General features: G+C 65.4%; 13 protein-coding genes. 11 read left to right on the top strand and 2 right to left on the bottom strand.

All coding sequences use genetic code 11. The features are described from left to right. Positions 1–29: 29 nt before the first annotated feature. From pbpC to Q0743_RS19250, 5 genes are all read left to right on the top strand, one after another. Positions 30–2,099 (top strand): penicillin-binding protein 1C, encoded by a 2,070-nt coding sequence (pbpC, locus tag Q0743_RS19270; RefSeq protein ID WP_298243082.1) that lies wholly within the window; start codon positions 30–32, stop codon positions 2,097–2,099. Positions 2,100–2,150: 51 nt separating this feature from the next. Further along, on the top strand, positions 2,151–3,893 hold the full coding sequence (locus Q0743_RS19265) for a glycosyltransferase family 39 protein (RefSeq protein WP_298243080.1): 1,743 nt from the start codon (positions 2,151–2,153) through the stop codon (positions 3,891–3,893). A 1-nt stretch (position 3,894) separates the two neighbouring features. Then, positions 3,895–4,740: a phosphatase PAP2 family protein gene (locus Q0743_RS19260; protein ID WP_298243079.1), complete on the top strand. Its 846-nt coding sequence runs from the start codon at positions 3,895–3,897 to the stop codon at positions 4,738–4,740. A 66-nt stretch (positions 4,741–4,806) separates the two neighbouring features. Beyond that, positions 4,807–5,544 (top strand): glycosyltransferase family 2 protein, encoded by a 738-nt coding sequence (locus Q0743_RS19255; RefSeq protein WP_298243078.1) that lies wholly within the window; start codon positions 4,807–4,809, stop codon positions 5,542–5,544. After that, complete coding sequence (locus Q0743_RS19250) at positions 5,541–5,879, top strand: lipid-A-disaccharide synthase N-terminal domain-containing protein (RefSeq protein WP_097662602.1); 339 nt, start codon at positions 5,541–5,543, stop codon at positions 5,877–5,879. Before Q0743_RS19255 ends, Q0743_RS19250 begins: the two co-directional genes overlap by 4 nt. Before the next feature lie 8 nt (positions 5,880–5,887). Here the strand turns inward: Q0743_RS19250 and Q0743_RS19245 are convergent, their stop codons facing one another. Beyond that, positions 5,888–7,579 (bottom strand): Na/Pi cotransporter family protein, encoded by a 1,692-nt coding sequence (locus Q0743_RS19245; RefSeq protein ID WP_298243077.1) that lies wholly within the window; start codon positions 7,577–7,579, stop codon positions 5,888–5,890. Positions 7,580–7,754: 175 nt separating this feature from the next. After that, the gene (gene metC / locus Q0743_RS19240; protein ID WP_298243076.1) at positions 7,755–8,939 is read right to left on the bottom strand and encodes a cystathionine beta-lyase; all 1,185 of its coding nucleotides are present in this window, start codon (positions 8,937–8,939) and stop codon (positions 7,755–7,757) included. Between the two features lie 393 nt (positions 8,940–9,332). Here metC and Q0743_RS19235 point away from each other — a divergent pair, with 393 nt between their 5' ends. The 6 genes from Q0743_RS19235 to Q0743_RS19210 all read left to right on the top strand — a co-directional run bounded on the left by Q0743_RS19235 (position 9,333) and on the right by Q0743_RS19210 (position 18,548). Further along, positions 9,333–10,349, top strand: coding sequence for an amino acid ABC transporter substrate-binding protein (locus tag Q0743_RS19235; protein WP_298243075.1), 1,017 nt, complete (start codon positions 9,333–9,335; stop codon positions 10,347–10,349). A gap of 24 nt (positions 10,350–10,373) precedes the next feature. Beyond that, positions 10,374–11,579 (top strand): ABC transporter permease subunit, encoded by a 1,206-nt coding sequence (locus tag Q0743_RS19230; RefSeq protein WP_298243074.1) that lies wholly within the window; start codon positions 10,374–10,376, stop codon positions 11,577–11,579. Beyond that, on the top strand, positions 11,576–13,096 hold the full coding sequence (locus tag Q0743_RS19225; protein ID WP_298243073.1) for an amino acid ABC transporter permease: 1,521 nt from the start codon (positions 11,576–11,578) through the stop codon (positions 13,094–13,096). Before Q0743_RS19230 ends, Q0743_RS19225 begins: the two co-directional genes overlap by 4 nt. An 11-nt stretch (positions 13,097–13,107) precedes the next feature. Beyond that, on the top strand, positions 13,108–13,845 hold the full coding sequence (locus Q0743_RS19220; protein WP_298243072.1) for an amino acid ABC transporter ATP-binding protein: 738 nt from the start codon (positions 13,108–13,110) through the stop codon (positions 13,843–13,845). Positions 13,846–13,936: 91 nt separating this feature from the next. Further along, positions 13,937–16,171 (top strand): tetratricopeptide repeat protein, encoded by a 2,235-nt coding sequence (locus Q0743_RS19215; RefSeq protein ID WP_298243071.1) that lies wholly within the window; start codon positions 13,937–13,939, stop codon positions 16,169–16,171. Positions 16,172–16,274: 103 nt separating this feature from the next. Then, positions 16,275–18,548: a glycosyltransferase family 41 protein gene (locus tag Q0743_RS19210; protein WP_298243070.1), complete on the top strand. Its 2,274-nt coding sequence runs from the start codon at positions 16,275–16,277 to the stop codon at positions 18,546–18,548. The last annotated feature ends 89 nt before the right edge of the window (positions 18,549–18,637 follow it).

Raw genomic sequence — 18,637 nt, 5'->3', positions numbered from 1 at the left:
TCAAGCCCGGCCATGACGGGCGGAGAGGGCTGATTGCCTTTCGCCTCCTGTCCGCCCTAGCTGTCACCCTCATCCTCGCCATCATCGGCTTCGTCGGCTGGGTCTACTCGCTCGGTCCGCTCCCGCTCGACGAGGCCCGCCAGGTCTCCACCACCATCGTCGACCGCAACGGCAAGCTGCTGCGGGCCTACGCCATGGCCGACGGTCGCTGGCGGCTGCCGGTCGACGCCAAAGCCAACGTCGATCCGACCTATCTGAAGCTGCTGCTCGCCTATGAGGACCAGCGCTTCTACGCCCATGACGGTATCGACCCGCTGGCGCTGGGTCGCGCCGCCTTGCAGCTCGGCACGCGCGGCCACATCGTCTCGGGCGGCTCGACCATCAGCATGCAGCTCGCGCGGCTGATGGAGCCGCGGCGGCAGCGTTCGCTCTACGCCAAGCTGCGGCAGATGGTGCGCGCCATCGAGATCGAGCGGACCCTGAGCAAGGAGCAGATTCTCGATCTCTATCTCGCGCTGGCGCCCTACGGCGGCAATCTCGAAGGCATCCGCGCCGCCTCGATCGGCTATCTCGGCAAGGAGCCGAAGCGCCTGTCGCTGGCGGAAGCCGCGCTGCTGGTGGCGCTGCCGCAATCGCCGGAGACGCGCCGGCTCGACCGCCATCCCGAGGCCGCGCGCAAGGCCCGCGACCGCGTGCTCGACCGCATGGTCGAGGAGAATGTGGTCAGCGCAGACGATGCAAAGCTGGCCAAGGCCGTGCCCGTGCCAAAGCTGCGCAAGCCGATGCCGATCCTGGCGCCGCATGCGTCCGACACCGCGTTGTCGACGGTGAAGGACAAGCCGGTCATCAAGCTCACGCTCGATGCGAACTTGCAGAAGGTGCTGGAGCCGCTGGCACGCGACCGCGCCATTGCGCTCGGACCCAATATTTCGGTCGGCATCATCGTGGTCGACAATGAAAGCGGGGATGTGCTCGCCCGCGTCGGTTCAGCCGATTATTTCGACGAAAGCCGGGCGGGGCAGGTTGACATGACCCGCGCGATCCGCTCGCCGGGCTCGACGCTGAAACCCTTCATCTACGGGCTCGCCTTCGAGGACGGCTTCGTCCATCCGGAAAGCCTGATCGACGATCGTCCCGTCCGCTTCGGCTCCTACGCGCCGGAAAATTTCGACATGACCTTCCAGGGCACGGTGCCCGTGAGGAAGGCGCTGCAATTGTCGTTGAACGTGCCGGCGATCGTGCTGCTCGACCGCGTCGGCTCGAGTCGGCTGGCCTCGCGGCTGCGCCAAGCCGGCGGCAATCTGGTTCTGCCCAAGGACGAAGCGCCGGGGCTCGCCATGGGTCTCGGCGGCGTCGGCGTGACGCTGCAGGATCTCGCCCAGCTCTACGCGGGCTTCGCCCGCCTCGGCACCACCAAGCCGCTGCGCGAGATTATGGCGGACAAGGACGACCGCGAGACGCTCCGCCTTCTGGATCCCGTCGCGGCGTGGCAAGTCGGCAATGTGCTGCTGGGCACGCCGCCGCCGGAGAACGCCGCTCACAACCGCATCGCCTTCAAGACCGGCACCTCCTACGGCTATCGCGATGCCTGGTCGGTCGGGTTCGACGGCCGGATGACCATCGGCGTCTGGGTCGGCCGGCCCGACGGCGCGCCGGTTCCGGGCCTGATCGGGCGCGTCGCCGCCGCACCGATCCTGTTCGAAGCCTTCGCCCGCACCGGCAAGACGCTCGCTCCCTTGCCGAAGCCGCCGAGGGGAACCCTGGTCGCCAGCAATGCCAAGCTGCCGTTGCCGCTGAAGCGGTTCCGCCCCGTCGGAGAGCTGGTGCGGACCGGCCGCGAGCAGGCGCTGCATATCCAGTTTCCGCTGAACGGCTCGCGGATCGATGTCGATCGGTCCGGAGGCCCGGAGAGCGCAGCGATGCCGGTCAAGGTCGCCGGCGGCGTGCTGCCCATGACCGTCATGGTTAACGGCACGGCGCTTGGCGAAATCGACGGCCGTCGCCAGCGCTTGATCGATCCTCCTGGTCCGGGCTTTGCGCGGCTCACCGTGATCGACGCTACGGGCGCCGCGGACACAGTCGTCATTCGAATTCAGTGACCTTGGCCTTAACCGGTTGTCGGAATGGCGGTTTCAGCGTAAGCGGAACCAATGGCCGAGACCTATCCCAGCCCCCGTTTTGGAGCGCCCCGCGAGCCGAAATCGCCTGTAAATCCGGGCAGCCGACTCGTAAGCATGCTCGACATCGCCACGGCCAGCCATGCCCGCGCCGTCGCCTTCCTGCTGCTGTGCGCGCTGCTGTTGTTCCTGCCGGGCTTCTTCACGATCCCGCCTGTTGATCGCGACGAGGCGCGGTTCGCCCAGGCCACCAAGCAGATGGTCGAGAGCGGCGACTATGTCGATATCCGCTTCCAGGAGGACGTCCGCTACAAAAAGCCGGTCGGCATCTACTGGTTGCAGTCGGTTGCGGTTGAAGCTGCCTCGGCGCTGAAGCTGCCGAAGGCCGAATTGCGTATCTGGGTGTACCGGCTGCCGTCGCTGTTCGGGGCGATCGGCGCGGTGCTGATGACCTATTGGGCCGCGCTCGGCTTCGTCACGCGGCGTGCCGCGGTGCTGGCCGCGCTCCTGATGTGCGCTTCCGTGCTGCTCGGCGTCGAGGCGCGGCTCGCCAAGACCGACGCCATGCTGCTGTTTTGCGTGACGGCGGCCATGGGCGCGATGGCGCGGGCTTACCTCTCCTGGCAGCGCGCCGAGGACGAGACGCATCCGCCCTGGAGCTGGCCCGCAATCTTCTGGAGCGCGCTTGCTGTCGGCATCCTGATCAAGGGGCCGCTGATCCTGATGTTCGCGGGGCTGACCATCGTCGCGCTCGCGATCCAGGACCGCGATGCCTCCTGGCTGTGGAAGCTGCGGCCGGTCTGGGGCCTGATGTGGATGCTGGTGCTGGTGCTGCCCTGGTTCGTCGCGATCTTCTGGCGCGCGGGCGATGCCTTCTTTGCGGACTCCGTCGGCGGCGATATGCTGAGCAAGTTGGGCGCCCAGGAATCCCACGGCGCGCCGCCCGGCATGTATCTGGCGCTGTTCTGGATTACGTTCTGGCCGGGCGCACCGCTGGCGGCAATGGCGGCGCCCGCGGTGTGGCGGGCGCGGCGCGAGCCGGGCGCCCAGTTCCTGCTGGCCTGGCTGATCCCGTCCTGGATCGTGTTCGAGGCGGTGCTGACCAAGCTGCCGCATTACGTGCTGCCGCTCTATCCGGCGATCGCCATTCTCACCGCCGGCGCGGTGGAGCGGAACGTGCTGTCGCGCTCATGGCTGGCGCGCGGCTCGGCGTGGTGGTTTGCGATCCCTGTGGCGGCTTCGATCATCGCCGTGGTCGGCGCGGTGGTGCTGACGCGGCAGCCGGCGTTTGTGGCCTGGCCGTTCATCGCGGCGTCGCTGATCTTCGGGCTGTTCGCATGGTGGCTGTTCGATTCCAACCGCGCCGAGCGGTCGCTGCTCAATGCGCTGGTCGCCGCGCTGATGCTGGCGGTGACGGTCTACGGCATCGTGCTGCCGTCTCTGACGCCGCTATTCCCGAGCATCGAGGTCGCACGCGCACTTCGCAACGTCACCTGCGTCGGGCCGAAGGCGGCGGCGGCCGGCTATCACGAGCCGAGCCTCGTCTTCCTGACGGGCACCCAGACAATGCTCACCGACGGCTCGGGCGCGGCAGACTTCCTGCGGCAGGGAAGCTGCCGCTTCGCGCTGATCGAGCAACGCTCGGAGCGCAGCTTCGTGCAGCGCGCCGAGGCGATCGGGCTCCGCTACAAGGTCGGCACCCGCATCGACGGTTACAATTTCTCGCAAGGCCGCGCGATCTCGATCGCGATCTTCCGCTCGGAAGGCACCGAATAGGATGCCTGGCACGACCAGCCCCGCACGACGTCCGGGCTATCCTGCGCAATTGCTCGCCGTGTCGGGCCGCGCGCTGGCCCAGCTCGTGCGCACGCCCTCGCATTCGCGACGCGCCGAGGCCGCCCGAAAGCTGGCGCGGCATTCGCTGTGGCTCAGCGCGGCGGGGGCGGCGCTCGTCATCGTGCTGATGCTCGCCTTCGACCAAACCGAGATCCAGCTAATGCCGGCGCGCGGCACGCCCGGCCTGTGGCCGATCCGTATCCTCACCGATTTCGGCAAGGACGAGTATCTGCTCATCGCGCTGGGAGCTGCCCTGGTGGTGCTGGCGCTCGTTGCGGCAGGGCTGCACGGCACACGGCGCACGCTGCTGCTCGGGTTCGGCACGCGCGTGCAATTCCTGTTTCTGTCGATTGCCGTGTCGGCGCTCGCCGCGGAGATCCTGAAATACATCATCGGGCGCGGACGTCCGTTTGTCGGCGGCAAGGCCAATCCCTTCAACTTCGTGCCGTTCGAGGGGAGCGGCGCCTATGCCAGCCTGCCGTCGGGCCACGCCGTGGCAGCGTTCGCGCTGGCGTTTGCGGTCTCGGCGTTGTGGCCACGCCTGCGCGTGTTCATGTTCACTTACGCAATCGTGATCGTGCTGACCCGCCTGGTGCTGCTCGCGCATCACCCGAGCGACGTCGTGGCCGGTGCCCTGGTCGGCATGGTCGGCGCCATGGCGGTTCGCTACTGGTTTGCGGCTCGGCGGCTGGGCTTTGCCATCCGCGCCGACGGCACCATCGTGCCTCTCCCGGGGGCGGTCTCGGGCCGCCTCAAAAGGGTTGCCCACGGGGCATCCGCCCCATAAAAGCGGCTGCCTGCCGGGGACCCTTGGTTCCCCTGGGGCAGGCCAATGCCAACCACGAGCTTTGATTTGTCGACGTCCCAGCCTTCGGTTTCCATCGTCGTTCCCGTACGCAACGAAGCCGACAACATCGCGCCGCTGATCGCGGAGATCGGCGCGGCACTCGATGGTCGCTGGGCCTACGAGATCATCTACGTCAACGACGGCTCGACCGATGCGACAGGCGAACGGCTCGCGGCGCTGATGGCGCAACGGGGCAATCTGCGACAGCTCCGCCATGCCAAGTCGGGCGGCCAATCCGCGGCGGTGCGCAGCGGCGTGCGCGCAGCGCGCGGGGGGATCGTGGCAACCCTCGACGGCGACGGCCAGAACAATCCGGCCTTTCTGCCCGACCTGATCGCAGCGGTCGAGAAGGGAGAAGGGCGCGTCGGCCTCGCCGCCGGCCAGCGCGTCGGACGCAAGGATACCGGCTTCAAGAAATTCCAGTCTCGCGTGGCGAACGGCGTCCGCAACGCCATCCTGAAGGACGGCACGCGCGATACCGGCTGCGGGCTGAAAGCGTTCCGGCGCGAGGTCTTCCTGATGATGCCCTATTTCGACGGGCTGCATCGCTTCCTGCCGGCGCTGGTCCGCCGCGAAGGCTACGCCATCGCCTATGTCGACGTGATCGACCGGCCGCGCCATTCCGGCGTGTCGAACTACGGCTTCTTCGACCGGCTGTGGATCGGAATCATGGATCTCGCCGGCGTGTGGTGGCTGATCCGCCGCAAGAAGCCGACGCCAGAAGTGACTGAGGTGAACGCATGATCATCCAATACGGTCAGGCGCTGAGCAACTATCTCTACGACGTCTTCGTCGCCAAGTTCGATTTCTGGCTGGCCTTCGGCCTCGTCGCGCAGCTGTTCTTCACCGCGCGCTTCCTGGTGCAGTGGATCGCGAGCGAGCGCGCCGGCAACAGCGTGGTGCCGATGGCGTTCTGGTTCTGCTCGATGGGCGGCGGGCTGATGACGCTGGTCTACGGCGTCGTGAAGCGCGAGCCGGTCATCATCCTCGGACAATCGCTGGCGACGGTGATCTATATCCGCAACATCATGCTGATCCTCAAGAACCGCGGCAAGGCGTCGAAGACGCTGGAGCGGTGAGCGGGGCGCTAGCGCGGCACTGCCGAGGCCGCACCCGGGGCGGGCAGGGCGGCCGTCTCCGCCTCGGTCCTGCGATAGGGCACGCCGGCCGCGTCCAGCACGGGATAGGCGACCGAGCAGATGTGCGAGTGGATGCGCCTGAGGTCGCGCAGCACGTCGAGATGCAGTGACGTGGTTTCGATGGTTTCGGGACGGCCCTCGCGCAGGCGGTCGAGGTGACGCTCCACCGCGGCGAGCTCGGTGTTGCGCAGCGCGGTCTTTTCCACCAACAGCTTGCGCGCCTCGTTGGCATCGCCCGACATGAAGACGCCGAAGGCGATCCGCAGGGAGTCCATCGTGCGCTTGTGGAAGGCGGCGAGCTCGTCGGCCCCCTCCGCCGAGAACTGGAAACGCCGCTTGATCTTCTTGGTGGCGAGCTCGCTCAGGCTCTTGTCGATGATGTCGCCGATATGCTCGAGATTGATGGCGAAGGAGATGATCTCCATCGCGCGCCGTCCTTCGCTCTCGTCGAGGCTGCCCCGCATCAGCTTGGTCACGTAGAGCTTGATGGCCTCGTCGAGACCGTCGACGAAATTGTCCATCTTGGAGACCTGGTCGACCAGCGCACGGTCGCCAGTCATCATCGCGGCCATCACCTTGCGCAGCATGACCTCGACGAGATCGCCCATCCGCAGCGTCTCGCGGGCGGCGTCGGCGAGGGCCAGCGACGGTGTCTCCAGCGCGGTCTCGTCGAGATAGCGCGGCTTGGCCGGGTCCGCCTCCTGCACGCGATCCGGCAAGAGGCGGGTGAGCAGGCGCGACATGACGTCGAGCAGGCCGATGAAGACGACGGCCGTGCCGACATTGAAGGCGATGTGGAAAGCCGCCGTCATCTTGGCGAGATCGGGCTGCCAGGCGTGCATGTGCTCGGCGATGGTGCCCAGGAAGGGCAGGACGAGCGCAATCCCGACCACACGGTTGACGAGATTGCCGACCGGCAGGCGATAGCTTGCGGCATCGTCGCGCTTGGCACCCTCGAATACGGGATTGATGGCGCTGCCGAGATTGGCTCCGAGCACCAGCGCCATCGCCGCGTAGGGCGTGATGAATTGCGAATAGGCCAGCGACATGATCAGGAGCACGCTGGCGACGCTCGAATGCACGGCCCAGGTGACGAGGGCGGCGATGACGATGCACAGGACCGGATCGCCCGTGATGGCCGACATCACCACGCGCACGCCGGGCGCGTTCTCGGCCGGCGCGAGCGTATCGAGCAGGATGTGCAGCGAGAGCAGCATCAGGCCGAGGCCGATGCAGACGCGGCCGATGTCCTTGATCCGCGAGCGCGGGCCGGAGCGGAAGGCGACGAGGCCGAGCACGAACAGCACCGGCGCAACGGCCGCGATGTTGAACGACAGCACCTGCACGATCAGCGTGGTGCCGACATTGGCCCCGAGCATGATGGCAAGCGCGGCGGCGAGGCTGACAAGACCCTCGGCCGCGAACGAGCTGGTGATCAGGGCGGTCGCCGTGCTGCTCTGGAGCAGGGCGGTGAGCCCGAGGCCGGCGGCGAAGGCGCTGACGCGGTTGCTCAGCGCCTTGCCGAGCAGCCGCCTGAGGTCGGGACCGAAGGCGCGGAGAATCCCGCTGTGGACCATGTGCAGGCCCCACAGCAACAATGCCACGCCGCCCATCAGATCGAGCAGAACCAATGTTCCCATGCTCCGTGTCCGGAAAAGAGTCGATTGGTGAGGCTAGCGCCAAATGTCAGCGGATCAAACCATTTGTTGGCGCGTCGGCGTTAACGTTTACAGGTGGCTCACGTTCCCGCGGCGCGTTGCGCGTCCGCCCGGCACACGTTGGCGCGTGCGCAGGCGCAATGCCCTGTGAGCAGGCTCACATTGCCGCTTTGAGGGCAGCGAAGCCGCGATCGAGATCGGCCTTGAGATCGTCGGTATTCTCGAGCCCGATGTGCAGGCGCAGGGTCGGACCACCCGGCGACCACTTGGTCGCCGTGCGATAGGCGTCGCAGTCGAAGGGAATCGCAAGGCTCTCGAAGCCGCCCCAGGAGAAGCCCATGCCGAACAGCTTGAGCGTGTTGAGCATGGTGTCGACGGCCTTCTGCGGCGCCGGCTTCAGCACGATGCTGAACAGGCCGGACGCGCCGGTGAAGTCGCGCTTCCAGATGGCGTGACCGGGATCGCTCTCCAGGCCCGGATGCAGCACCCGTGCGACCTCGGGTCTAGCAGCGAGCCAGCGCGCCATGTCGAGGCCGGAACGATGATGCTGCGCCAGCCGCACCGACAGCGTGCGCAGGCCACGCAGCGCGAGGAAGACGTCGTCGGGGCCGGCGCAGACGCCGAGCAGGCGGATGCCCTCGGCAATCATCGGCCAGGCCTTGGCATTGGCCGAGATCGTGCCGAACATGATATCGGAATGGCCGCCGATATATTTGGTGGCCGCCTGCATGCTGATGTCGACGCCCTGGTCGAGCGAGCGGTGGTAGAGCGGCGTCGCCCAGGTGTTGTCGTCGATCACGAGCGCGCCGCGCGCATGCGCGACATCGGCGATAGCGCGAATGTCCGGCATCTCGAACGACTGTGAGCCCGGCGCCTCCACCAGCACCGCGCGGGTGTTCGGCTTGAACAGCTTGTCGATGCCGGCCCCGATCAGCGGGTCGAAATAGGTGGTCTCGACGCCATAGCGGGCGAGCATGCCGTTGCAGAAATTGCGCGATGGTCGGTAGACGTTGTCGATGACGAGGAGATGGTCGCCAGCCTTCAGCACCGAGAGCAGGGTGGTTGAGATCGCCGACAGTCCCGACGGGACGATGCCGACGCCGGCGCATTGCGGCCCCTCCAGCGCCATCAGCGTCTCCTGGAACGCCTTGGTGGTGGGGGAACCGTGGCGGCCATAGGTGAACTCGCCGCGATGAGCGTGCAGGTCCTCGGCGGTCGGATAGAGCACGGTCGAGCCATGGAACACGGGCGGATTGACGAACCCCTTCTGCGCCTTGGTGTCGCGGCCGGAGGTAACCAGGCGGGTTTCGGCGTGCTGCTCTTGGAGGTGCGAGGAATCCATGCGTCTGCTTTCAAAACCGCGTTTCCGCCGGACGCGGAAGACGCCCTGCAGGCCGGCCGATGGCCGTTGTCGTTAATAACAGAACACAGAAGAGTCCCGTCAACCCCTTGACCCGGCACGCCAGTCGTTCTGTGATGCGGAGGTGCTATTCAGTCGCCGCATGTTGAGGGGCCTGCCGCGACCTTCGATCCATCGTCTGACCGAACGTTGTGCCACAGCCAGACAAAGGGCGGGCGCCAGCGGCGGGGATTAAGGTATGGCCTCCCGGGATCGGCGAGTGTTCGGCAAGGTTTTCCAGCATGACTCTTGCAGGGCTGGCCTCCATACGCCCGACCCGGCAGGGATGATCCTGAGACAACGTTCCTTGAGATGACTTTGAAAGGCCCAAAGCCCATGAAACGCGTAACCCTGGCTCTCACCCTTGCTCTCGCCGCCGGCCTCTCAGCCCAAGCCGCCGATGCGCAAACGCTCAAGACCGTCAAGGACCGGGGCATGCTGTCCTGCGGCGTCAGCCAGGGCCTGCCGGGCTTCTCCTCGCCCGACGACAAGGGCAACTGGACCGGCCTCGACGTCGACGTCTGCAAGGCAATCGCCGGGGCCATCTTCAACGATCCGAGCAAGGTCAAGTATGTGCCGCTGTCCGCCAAGGACCGTTTCACGGCGCTGCAATCCGGCGAAATCGACGTGCTCTCGCGCAACACCACCTGGACCATCTCGCGCGATACCTCGCTCGGCGCCAACTTCACCGGCGTGACGTATTATGACGGGCAGGGCTTCATGGTGAAGAAGTCGCTCAAGGTGAATTCGGCGCTCGAGCTCAACAGCGCCTCGGTCTGCGTGCAGACCGGCACCACCACCGAGCAGAATCTCGCCGACTACTTCAAGGCCAACAACATGAAGTACGAGGTGATCGCGTTCGGCACCAACGACGAAACCGTCAAGGCCTATGAAGCCGGGCGCTGCGACGTCTTCACCACCGACCAGTCCGGCCTCTACGCCAACCGCCTGAAGCTCGCCAATCCCAACGACCATATGGTGCTGCCCGAGATCATCTCGAAGGAGCCGCTCGGCCCGATGGTGCGCCACGGCGACGACCAGTGGTTCGACATCGTGAAATGGACGCTGTTCGCGATGGTCACCGCCGAAGAGCTTGGCGTGACCTCGAAGAACGTCGACGAGAAGGCGAAACTGGAAAATCCGGAGCTGAAGCGCGTGCTCGGCACCGACGGCAATTTCGGCGAACAGCTCGGCCTGACCAAGGACTGGGTGGTGCGGATCGTGAAGGCGGTCGGCAATTACGGCGAAGTGTTCGACCGCAATGTCGGCGCGGGCTCGCCGCTCGCCATCAACCGCGGGCTCAATAATCTCTGGAACAAGGGCGGTCTCCAGTACGCGCCGCCGATCCGCTGATCGCCCTGATCCGCTGGCAGCGGCATGAGCACCGAGGCCCGAAAACCGCCGCCCCAGATCGCGCTGAAGATCAGGCGCATTCTGGGCGGCAAGGCAGGCTGGAACGGCGTCGCCGTCCAGTTTGCCTTCGCGGCGATCCTGGGCTGGATCGGCTATGAGATCGTCTCCAACGCCCGCACCAACCTCGAAAACCAGCATATCGCGGCCGGCTTCGGCTTCCTGCGCAACAACGCCGGCTTCGACGTCAACCAGACCCTGATCCCCTACACCGGCTCGGACACGTTCCTGCGCGTCTTCGTGGTCGGGCTCCTCAACACGCTCGTGGTCTCGGTGGTAGGCATCTTCTTCGCCACCCTGATCGGCTTCATCGTCGCGCTGTGCCGGCTGTCGCCCAACTGGTTGTTGTCGCGCGTCGGCGAGATCTATGTCGAGATCATCCGCAACCTGCCGCTGCTGTTCCAGATCCTGTTCTGGTACCTGGCGGTGCTCGCGGCCTTACCCAATCCGCGGCAGAGCATCTCGCTGCTCGGCATCGCCTTCCTCAGCAATCGCGGTCTGGTCATTCCGAGCCTGATCGGCGGCAACGGCTTGGAGCCATTCCTGGCGGTGCTGGCGCTCGGCATCGTCGCGGCGCTGGCCTTGCGCTTCTATGCCCGGCGCGCGTTGTTCCAGCAGGGGCAGGTGATCCGGATCTGGCCCTATGTGCTGGGTCTTCTGGTCGGCCTGCCGCTCGCCACCATGTTGGTGGCTGGCTTGCCGTTCACCTTCGAGCTGCCGCAGCTCAAGGGGTTCAACTTCGCGGGCGGCTCGCGGATCATTCCGGAGTTCGTGGCGCTGACGCTGGCACTGTCGACCTATACCGCGGCCTTCATCGCCGAAATCGTGCGTGCCGGCATTCTGTCGGTCCACAAGGGCCAGATGGAGGCGGGATCGTCTTTGGGTCTCAGCCGCGGCAACACGCTGCGGCTGATCGTGGTGCCGCAGGCCATGCGCGTCATCGTGCCGCCGCTGACCAACCAGTACCTCAATCTCACCAAGAACTCGTCGCTGGCGGTCGCGATCGGCTATCCTGACCTCGTGTCTGTATTCGCCGGCACGTCGCTGAGCCAGACCGGGCAGGCAATCGAGATCATCGCGATGACGATGGGCATCTACCTCCTGATCTCGCTGCTCACCAGCGCGATCATGAGCGTCTACGGTTGGCGCGTCAGCCGGAGTCTCGGCGCATGAGCGATATCGCCTCCAGCAGCTTCGTCCGTCAGGACCTGCTCACCGAGCGTCCCGCCCCGGTGAAGACCACGGGCTTCGTCGGCTTGATGCGGACGCGCCTGTTCAACTCGCCGACCAACATCCTGCTCACCATCCTCGGCGCCTTGCTGCTGTGGTTCACCATCGTTCCCTCGGTCAAGTTCCTGATGGTCGATGCGGTCTGGAGCGGCAAGGACCGCGCGGCATGCCTCACGGAGAATGCCGGCTTTGCGGTCGGCGCCTGCTGGCCCTACATCCAGGCCAAGTTGCCGCAATTGATTTACGGCTTCTATCCCGAGGCTGAGCGCTGGCGGGTCAATCTCACTTTCATCCTCGCCGTGGTCCTGCTGGTGCCGCTGCTCGTGCCGCGTCTGCCGGCGAAAGGGCTCAACGCCAGCCTGTTCTTCGTCGCCTTTCCTGTGGTCGCGTTCTTCCTGCTGCACGGCGGCGGCATCAAGGGTTTTGGCCTCAGCTGGACGGCCGGGCTGCTGGAATTGTTCGATGACAGCATTATCGGGGCAGGGCAGGCCCTGCTCGGTCTCAGCAAGACGTCGGCCGTCGGACCGTTGTTGTGGGTGGTCGGGAATTTCGTCGTGCTGGTCGGCGCGGCGATCCACTGGCTGATCCTGCCGCTGACCTTGTTGCGTGACCAGCTTCAGGGCGTGGGCCTGTCGGTCTGGGCCGACTTCGCCGTGACGGCCGTGATCGTCTCCCTGATCGCCTTCTGGCTCGGCGGCGGCTCGCGCACAGGTTGGCGCGCTCTCGCTTCCAGCATCGTTGCCTTCGTCGCCATCGCCGCCGTGATCAAGCTGATGGGGCTCGATACCGGCGGCCTGCCGGTCGTGACGACGAATTTGTGGGGCGGCCTGCTGGTGACGCTGGTGGTCTCCGTCACCGGCATCGTCACCTCGCTGCCGATCGGCATTGCGCTGGCGCTCGGCCGCCGTTCGACCATTCCCCTGATCCGGATCTTCTCGATCGCCTTCATCGAGTTCTGGCGCGGTGTGCCGCTGATCACCGTGCTGTTCTTCGCCACCTACATGCTGCCGCTGTTCCTGCCGGGCAATTTCACCGTCGACGGCCTCGTCCGCGCGCTGATCGGCATCGCCCTGTTCACGGGCGCCTACCAGGCCGAGAACGTCCGCGGCGGGCTTGCGGCCATCCAGCGCGGGCAGGGCGAGGCGGCGGCGGCCCTGGGGCTGTCCTGGTGGAAGACGACCTCGCTGATCGTGCTGCCCCAGGCCCTGCGCCACGTCATTCCAAATCTCGTCAACAGCTTCATCTCGCTGTTCAAGGACACCTCGCTGGTCTCGATCGTGGCGCTGTTCGATCTGCTGGGCTCGCTCAGGGCATCGTTCTCGGACCCGAAATGGTCGACGCCCTCGACCGCGTTCACCGGCTTCGCCTTTGCCGGGATCATCTACTTCATCTTCTGCTTTGGAATGTCGCGCTACTCGCTGTTCGTCGAGCACCGTCTCAATGCCCACCGTCGCAACTGATCGAGGTCCCCATGTCCGACCCCATCGTCAAGATTTCCGGACTCAACAAATGGTACGGCGACTTTCACGTACTACGCGATATCGACATGGAAGTCCGCAAGGGAGAGCGCATCGTCATCTGCGGGCCCTCCGGCTCCGGCAAGTCGACGCTGATCCGCTGCATCAATGCGCTCGAGGAATTCCAGGAGGGCGAAATCGTGGTCGACGGCATCGAGCTCGGGCCCAACCTCAAGCATGTCGATGCGGTCCGCCGCGAGGTCGGCATGGTGTTCCAGAGCTTTAACCTGTTCCCGCATCTGACCGTGCTCGACAATTGCACGCTGGCGCCGATCTGGGTGCGCAACATCCCGAAGAAGGATGCCGAGGCGACCGCGATGAAATTCCTGGAGCGGGTCAAGATCCCGCACCAGGCCAACAAGTTTCCGGGGCAGATGTCGGGCGGCCAGCAGCAGCGCGTCGCCATCGCGCGGGCCCTGACCATGAATCCGAAGGTCATGCTGTTCGACGAGCCGACCTCGGCACTCGATCCCGAAATGGTCAAGGAGGTGCTGGACACCATGGTGGATCTTGCCGGGGAGGGCATGACCATGCTGGTCGTCACCCACGAAATGGGCTTTGCCCGCGAGGTCGCCAACCGCGTGGTGTTCATGGATGCCGGCCAGATCATCGAGGCGAATACACCCAACGAGTTCTTTGCGGCGCCTCAGCATGCCCGCACCAAACTGTTCCTGAGCCAGATCCTGCGCTGAGCACCCGGCGACTGCGCCGGCCTGACCGACCCGCCAGCCTGGCACCAGCGAATCAGCTTTGCCTCTTTTCGGACCACCCCGGAGAGAGACCTTGCAGAGCAGTGTCGGCGCGCGCGCGTACCAGAATGCGCGATTGCAGAAGAAGTTGAGGAAGCAGGCGGACGCCGTCATGTCCTTCGCGATCGAGGCACTCGGGCAGGGCAGGGTTGCCGAGGCCGAGACGCTCTGCCGCGAGATCCTGAAGGAAGTTCCGGATCATTTCCACGCCACGCACCTGCTCGGCCTGCGCGCCTATGAGTGCGGGCGGCTGGAGGAGGCGCAACAGCTGTTCGAACGTGCGATCGCGCTCGATCCGCGCTCGCCCGATGCGCATGGCAATCTCGGCGCCGTGTATTTCGACCTCCAGAAATTCCAGGACGCCCGCACAAGCCAGCAGAAGGCCATTGCGCTGAAGCCGAATTGTCCGATCACGCTAACCAATCTCGGCAATACGCTGCTCAACATCGGCCTCGGCGAGCAGGCAATCGGGCTTCACGAACGCGCCATCCGGCTGCGGCCGGACTATGCCGATGCATTCTGCAACCGTGGCATGGCGGAACTGATGATCGGCCGGCCCGAGCCCGCCAAGGAGAGTTTCGACCGCGCCCTCGCGTTTCAGCCGCGGCACGCCGAGGCGCTCGCCGGCAAGGGCATGGTGTGCATCGAGCTCCGGCACTACGAGGAGGCGGAAGCTGCCCTCGCAGCAGGGCTCGCGATCAAGCCGGGCTCACCGCGGATCCTGGCGCAGCGCGGGCGACTGAACTTCGATCTGTATCGGCTGGAGCAGGCGGCGGCGGACTTCGAAGCGGCGCTGGCGCAATCGCCGCGGCTCGAGCTCGCGCTACGCGGCAAGGCGCAGGTCAACCTTCTGTTGGGAAACACCACGCAGGCGATTGCCGCCGTCAAGACCCTGCTCGAGGACAATCCGCGATCCGACTACGCCATCGTGCTGCTCGGCGCCTGCTATGCCAACCAGGGAGATGTGACGACGGCGCTCGAGCATCTCGATGCGGCGCTCGAGATCTCGCCGGACTATGCGGATGCCATCGCACGCAAGATCTTCATCCTGGATTATTGGCCGGAGGCTGATTTCGCCACCCAGCAGGCGGCGCGAAAATCCTGGTGGGATGCGATCGGCGCCCGGCTGCCGCAACGGACACTGCCGCCCCGGCAGCTCGATCCGAACCGACGGATCGTCGTCGGCTATGTCGCCTCGGAATTCAGGAACCACTCGGCCGCATTTGGTCTGTTGCCGGTGCTGCGTCACCATGATCACGCGAGGTTCGAGATCGTCTGCTATTCCTGTTGGCCGTTGCAGGACGAGGTCACGGAGCGGTTCAAGCCTCTGGCAGACGTTTGGGTGGAGGCCGCACAGCTGTCGGACGACGAGCTGGCCGATCGCATCCAGGCCGACAAGATCGACATCCTGATCGACGTGTCCGGGCATACGGCCGGCAACCGGCTGGGCGTATTCGCCCGCAAGCCGGCCCCGATCCAGGTCACGGGCTTTGGACACGCCACAGGCACTGGCCTTCAGACCATGGACTACGTGCTCGCAGATCCCATCTTCATTCCGCCATCGGCGCGTCCCTTGCTGGCCGAGAAGGTCCATGATCTGCCGTGCCTGATCACGATCGATCCCATCCTGGACGTGCCGTCCTCGGAGCTCCCGATGCTCCGCAACGGCCATGTGACGTTTGGCGTCTTCAACCGCATCTACAAGATCTCGGACCAGGCGATCCGTGTGTGGTCGCACATCATGCGGGAGGTGGCGGGGTCGAAGATCATCGTCAAGCACGGGTTGCTCGACGATCCCTTGCTGCGCGACGGCCTGATCGCACGGTTCGTGGCGCAGGGCATTCCCGAACAGAATATCACCTGCCTCGGCTCGACCTCGCGCCATGACCATCTGTTGGCCTTTGCCAAGGTCGACATCTCCCTCGACCCGTTCCCGCAGAATGGCGGCATCAGCACCTGGGAATCCCTCTATGCAGGCGTTCCGGTCGTTGCCAAGCTCGGCCTCGGCGCCTCCTCGCGCGCCGGCGGGTCGATCGTAGCGGCGGTCGGCCTGGACGACTGGGTCGCCGAGGATGACGACGGCTATGCCGCGATCGCGAGCAGCCACGCGGCGCAGCCCGCGCTTCTGGCGAGATTGCGCACGGAGCTGCCGGCCCGGATCGCGGCCTCGCCCGCCGGCAATGTCGAACGCTACACTAGAGAGGTCGAGGCGGCCTATCGCCGGTTCTGGCACGACCATTGTGCCGACGCCTCGGGGATGGAGCCGTAGCCGGATGTTGCGCCGAGCCCCGGAACATCCCGGGGCCGGCGCCGGTCGGCGGGGCTCGCGAATCAGTTAGACTCCTGCGAGGGCATTCCTCCGGAGAGACACCTTGCAGAAGAGCGGCGGCGGCGCGCGCGCATTCCAGAACGCGCGACTGCAGAAGAAATTGATGAAGCAGGCCGACACGGTCATTGCTGCTGCGGCGAATGCTTATGGCCAGGGCCGTTATGCCGAGACCGAGGCCTTGTGCCGCGAGATCCTGAAAGCCCTCCCGGATCATGTCGACGCCCTGCACCTGCTCGGCATGTGCGCCCATGACGGCCGGCGCCTGGAGGAGGCGAAGGAGCTGCTGGAGCGCGTGATCGCGCTCGATCCGCGCCTGCACGATGCCCATAACAACCTCGCGACCGTGCATTTCGACCTCGCCAATTACGAGGAAGCGCGGCGTTGCCAGGAGCGGGCGATCGCGCTGAAGCCGAATTTCGCGGTGGCGCTGACCAACCTCGGCAATACGCTGATGCATCTTGGACGGTACGAACAGGCTCTCGAGCTGCACGAGCGTGCCATCAAGATCAAACCAGATTATGCCGATGCGCTCTGCAATCGCGGCATGGTCGAGCTCGTGCTCGGTCAGACCATGCGCGCCAAGGAGAGTTTCGATCGCGCCCTGCTATTTCAGCCGCGTCACGCGGAGGCCATCGTCGGCAGCGGCATGGTCAGCATGGAGCTGCGGCACCACGAGGAGGCGGCGGCCAAGTTTGCCACGGCGCTGGCGATCAAGCCCGGCGCACCGAGGATCCTGGCCCAGCGCGGGCGGCTCAGCTACGAGCTGCAGCGCCTGGAGCCCGCGCTTGCAGATTTCGAAGCGGCGCTCGCGATCTCGCCCAAGCTCGAACTGGCGCTCCGCGGGAAGGCACAGACCTGCCTCTTGATGGGAAAGACCGCGCAGGCGATGGCGGCCGCAGCGGCGTTGATCGAGCAAAATCCGCGCTCCGAGATCGGGCTGGCCCTGATGGGCTTCGCTTATTCGAACCAGGGAGACATGGACTCGGCGATCCAATATCTCGATCGCGCGATTGCTCTCCGGCCGGGTTATGGAGATGCGATCAGGGGCAAGATCTTCTTGCTGGACTACCTCGCGGAGGCCGATTTCGCGGTTCAGCAGGCGGTGCGGAAGTCCTGGTGGGATGCGATCGGCTCGAAGATACCGCAAAGGACGCTGCCGAAGCGGCCACTCGATCCGGAAAAGAGGATCGTGGTCGGTTATGTCGCTGCCGAATTCCGGCAGCACTCGGCGGGCCTCACGCTGCTGCCGGTGCTACGCCACCATGATCACGCCAAGTTCGAAATCATCTGCTACTACTCCTGGCCGGGCGGGGACGAGCACACCGCCATGTTCAAATCGTTTGCCGACGTCTGGGTCGACGCCTGGGGGCTCTCAGACGACGAACTCGCCGACCGCATCGAGGCCGACAAAGTCGATATTCTGATCGACGTATCGGGCCACACGACCGGAAACAGGCTGCAAATGTTCGCGCGCAAGCCGGCCCCGATCCAGGCCACCGGGTTCGGACATGCGACCGGCACGGGCATGCAGACCATGGACTATGTGCTCGCGGATCCCGTTTTCATTCCGCCAGCGGTCCGGTACCTGTTTCCAGAAAAGATCCACGATCTGCCTTGCCTGATCACGATGGAACCCGTTTCGGATCTGCCGGCTTCCGAATTGCCGATGCTTCGTAATGGCTACGTCACCTTTGGCGTGTTCAACCGCATCTACAAGATATCGGATCAGGCGATCTCCGTGTGGTCGCGCCTGATGCGGGAGCTGCCGGGATCGAAGATCATCCTCAAGCATGGTTTGCTCGATGATTCCCTGCTGCGCGATAGCCTGGTTGCACGCTTCGTGGCGCAAGGCGTTGCCGAGGAGAATATCACGTGCCTCGGCGCCACCTCGCGTCACGACCACCTATTGGCCTTCGATAAGGTCGATATTTCCCTGGATACGTTCCCGCAAAATGGCGGTATCAGCACCTGGGAGTCGCTCTACGCGGGAGTTCCTGTCGTGGCCAAGCTCGGCAACGGCGCCTCTTCGCGCGCCGGAGCCTCGATCGTGGCAAGCGTCGGGCTCGGCGATTGGGTCGCCGAGGATGACGAGGGTTATATCGAGATCGCCCGCAAATTTGCTGCGCAGCCCGCGCTGCTGGCGAAGTTGCGTGCAGACCTGCCGGCCCAGATCGCAGCCTCGCCCGCCGGTAATGTCGAGATCTACACGCGTGAGCTCGAAGCGGGGTACCGAAAGTTCTGGCGCGACTATTGTGCCGCTACCGCGGAGCGCGGCGAAGCTGTGGTCAGCGGGGCGGGCGCACCCGGCGGTTCCTGAGCCGCATCCTGCAGGCGAGCCCCGGGGATATCCCGGACGGATTTCTGGTCCGGCAGTTCGGCCGGGCCGGTACGCGAATCAGCTAGACT

The sequence above is a fragment of the uncultured Bradyrhizobium sp. genome (assembly GCF_936943645.1).
Lineage (GTDB): Bacteria > Pseudomonadota > Alphaproteobacteria > Rhizobiales > Xanthobacteraceae > Bradyrhizobium.
Note: the sequence above shows the minus strand (reverse complement) of the source record. Positions and strands in the feature narration are given on the sequence as shown.

What these genes read in the sequence shown, in the direction of transcription:
- Q0743_RS19265 (WP_298243080.1), top strand. Translation starts at nt 2,151, where the DNA reads ATGGCCGAGACCTATCCCAGCCCCCGTTTTGGAGCGCCCCGCGAGCCG.
- Q0743_RS19260 (WP_298243079.1), top strand. Translation starts at nt 3,895, where the DNA reads ATGCCTGGCACGACCAGCCCCGCACGACGTCCGGGCTATCCTGCGCAA.
- Q0743_RS19250 (WP_097662602.1), top strand. Translation starts at nt 5,541, where the DNA reads ATGATCATCCAATACGGTCAGGCGCTGAGCAACTATCTCTACGACGTC.
- Q0743_RS19245 (WP_298243077.1), bottom strand. Translation starts at nt 7,579, where the DNA reads ATGGGAACATTGGTTCTGCTCGATCTGATGGGCGGCGTGGCATTGTTG.
- metC (WP_298243076.1), bottom strand. Translation starts at nt 8,939, where the DNA reads ATGGATTCCTCGCACCTCCAAGAGCAGCACGCCGAAACCCGCCTGGTT.
- Q0743_RS19235 (WP_298243075.1), top strand. Translation starts at nt 9,333, where the DNA reads ATGAAACGCGTAACCCTGGCTCTCACCCTTGCTCTCGCCGCCGGCCTC.
- Q0743_RS19230 (WP_298243074.1), top strand. Translation starts at nt 10,374, where the DNA reads ATGAGCACCGAGGCCCGAAAACCGCCGCCCCAGATCGCGCTGAAGATC.
- Q0743_RS19225 (WP_298243073.1), top strand. Translation starts at nt 11,576, where the DNA reads ATGAGCGATATCGCCTCCAGCAGCTTCGTCCGTCAGGACCTGCTCACC.
- Q0743_RS19220 (WP_298243072.1), top strand. Translation starts at nt 13,108, where the DNA reads ATGTCCGACCCCATCGTCAAGATTTCCGGACTCAACAAATGGTACGGC.